This window comes from Hymenobacter norwichensis DSM 15439 (assembly GCF_000420705.1).
GTDB classification, from domain to species: domain Bacteria; phylum Bacteroidota; class Bacteroidia; order Cytophagales; family Hymenobacteraceae; genus Hymenobacter; species Hymenobacter norwichensis.
This window is the reverse complement of the sequence record NZ_ATVL01000005.1, coordinates 1-1,972: the sequence shown is the minus strand read 5'-3', so window position 1 is coordinate 1,972 and position 1,972 is coordinate 1. Positions and strand designations below refer to the sequence as shown.

General features: G+C 56.0%; 1 protein-coding gene. It reads left to right on the top strand.

The window, feature by feature from the left end; translation table 11 throughout:
• Positions 1-1,972: CARDB domain-containing protein (locus G536_RS25675; RefSeq protein ID WP_033369477.1), on the top strand; the 1,972-nt coding region annotated here is incomplete at both ends.

Sequence of the window (1,972 nt, the reverse complement as noted above, 5' to 3'; positions counted from 1 at the left end):
AGCGCCTTTGACGATACGGTAGTGGAAGTCTACTCCGGCACGTGCGGCAGCCTCACCTCCATTGGCTGCAACGATGACATTGTGGACGGTGTGGAAACCTTTTCTTCTTTAGTTGTTCGGGGTCAGACGGCTGGTAACACGGTGTACGTGCGGGTTTTCGGCTTCGATGCCAGCGTGGGCACCGGCCAGTTCAACATCTGCGTTACGCTGCCCCCAGCCAACGACAATTGCGCCGGGGCCATTTCCCTGACCACTGGCACCACCTGCACCGTAACTACAGGTACTAACGCAGGTGCCACCAACGGCACCACGCCCGTCGTATCATGTGGCAATACGTCGATACCCGCTAGCAATGATGTGTGGTACAGTACGGTGGTGCCAGCCGGTGGCAGCCTGACGGTTACAACCAGTGCCGCCGCGGGTAGCGCCCTCGATGACACCGTGTTGGAACTGTACACGGGCACCTGTGGTAGCCTTACTTCCATTGCCTGCAACGACGACGCCAACGCGGCAACGTTGTTTTCCAGCGCCACGGTTACTGGGCTCACAGTAGGTAGTACCGTTTATATCCGGGTGTTCGGCTATGATGGGGATGTGCCAACCGGACAGTTTGGTATTTGCGCTAACGTGCCTCCTGTTGCGCCTGCCAATGATAACCCGGCGGGGGCCATTACGCTGCCTGTTGCCTCAACTTGCACGCCCGTATCTGGCACGAATGCCGGAGCCACTACCACGCCGGTTAACGGCTACGTAAACGGCACCAATCCTAATGCAGCCTGCGGTATTGCGGTGAACCCAAAGGACGTATGGTACAAATTCACTACTGCTGCCAGCGGCGCAGGTAGTACCTCAGTTGCTATTCAGGTAACGGGGGGGGCAGCTGGCTATTTGCGGTTGTTTTCAGCCACGTCGGCCACAGGTCCTTTCACTGAAATTGCTTGCTCATCGGGTGGTACCAATAACACAGTATCGGATCCATTGGTGGCAGCTAGCCTGACCCCTAATACCACGTACTATGTGTTTGTAGCAGGTTACGGCTCCAACGACACGCAAGGTGCCTTCACCATCTGCGCCACGCTGCCAGCACCTGATGCCGCCGTGCAGGTTATCTATTCAGTAGGCAAGGCGCCTGTATCGGCTCCGCGGACGGTACAAGCCATTATTCGTAATGCGGGTACTCTGGCCATGACCAACGTGCCCGTTACGCTGAGCGTAACCGGGGCTAACTCGTTTACGGATATCAAGCTGATTCCTTCGTTAGCGCCAGGAGCTTCTTCCACCGTAACCTTTGCCACCTACACGCCTGCTACAGTTGGCAATAATACCCTGACGGTATCCGTACCTGCCGACGTTACAGTTTCCAACAATACCTTGACGTACACGCAAGCCGTAACAGCGAATAGCCTGTCGTATATTGATGATACGCAGGCGCTGAACCCCTCTGCAGTAGGAGTTGGGGCCGCCGGTACAGAAGCTAACGGCATTTTAGCGGTTAAATATGCTGTTAACAGTGCGGCTACAATTGGAGAAGTAAAAGCCGCATTTACGGCTAACGCTAGCACTACATCTACCTATCAAGTAGTAATTTTTAGTGCTACGGCGGCCGGTCTGCCCGATGCCGTGCTCTTCACCTCGCCCACGCTCAACCGCCCCACCGCAGCCGGCGTCGTGACCATACCTGTCACTGGTAACGTGGCTGTTAATGGTACCTTCTTCGTGGGCGTGAAACAGATTGCCGGCAGTGTAGCATTAGCTTACCAAGTAGAGAATCCGTTGCGCCCGGCTACCTTCTATTTCCAAGAAGGAGGTATCCCCACCTGGAACGACTTAAATATCACGTCTATCAGAGCTCGGTTGGCCCTAGAGGTGGGTTTCAGCACCCGCGTGCTCTCCAAGCGTGATGCGCAGTTGGAGCAAGCGCTGAGCGTGTTCCCCAACCCGGCCCACGGCCAGTTCACGTTGCGCTTGCCCG